The 764-nt window shown below is 59.7% G+C and carries 1 protein-coding gene; it reads left to right on the plus strand.

Annotated features, from left to right (window positions below; all coding sequences use genetic code 11):
* On the plus strand, positions 1 to 495 hold a 495-nt coding region (locus QQJ84_RS19365), incomplete at its 5' end, for a transposase (protein WP_284259964.1).
* Between the last annotated feature and the right edge of the window lie 269 nt (positions 496 to 764).

Below are 764 nucleotides of genomic sequence, written 5' to 3' on the forward strand. Positions count from 1 at the left end.
GGGCAAGTAGCGGAAGTGGTGGCCTCCTGGTCCATGGCGCCGGTTATCGCCGCCTTTCAGGCGCTGCGTGGCGTCGCTTTCCTGACCGCGGTCACTTTCGTCGCCGAAATTGGTGATGTGCGCCGCTTCGAAACTCCGCGCCAACTGATGGCGTATCTCGGTTTGGTCCCTTCCGAAAACTCTACCGGCCAACGGGTCCGACGTGGCAGCATTACGAAAGCCGGCAATAGCAGGGTTCGACGTGTACTCATCGAGGGCGCTTGGACGTACCGGTTCCCGGCTCGCATAAGCCGGCTGTTGCAAGAACGACAGGCCGGACTGACGAAAGCTGTGAGCGACATCGCCTGGAAAGCACAGGTCAGGCTCTGCAGCCGCTACCGAAAACTCATGGCCCATGGCAAACGCCAGTCCGTCGTCACGGTGGCAATCGCCCGGGAAATGGCCGCCTTCCTCTGGGCAATCGGACAAGAGGTGGAGCCGCATCAAGTAGCCTGATCAACCGCTGCAATCGCCAACGATTCATTTCACTTCAAGACAGGAGAACAACTAAGTCCGACATCATTGTTGCGTATCGCTGGAGGCAGGGCCCCGGTGGGGGAACTCTCGAACCAACTTTGTGGCCGACATTGTCGACGCCCGCTGACAGATCGAGCCAGCCCCAGACGAACATACGGAAATGCGGTATCCAACCCGCGCATCAGAGTCTGCAAACCGTCGTCTCAGCGGCTCTGCCTCCTGCCCTGCGCAACAATCATCTGCTGCAC

Source organism: Acidocella aquatica, assembly GCF_030160635.1.
In the GTDB taxonomy this organism is placed as follows: domain Bacteria; phylum Pseudomonadota; class Alphaproteobacteria; order Acetobacterales; family Acetobacteraceae; genus Acidocella; species Acidocella aquatica.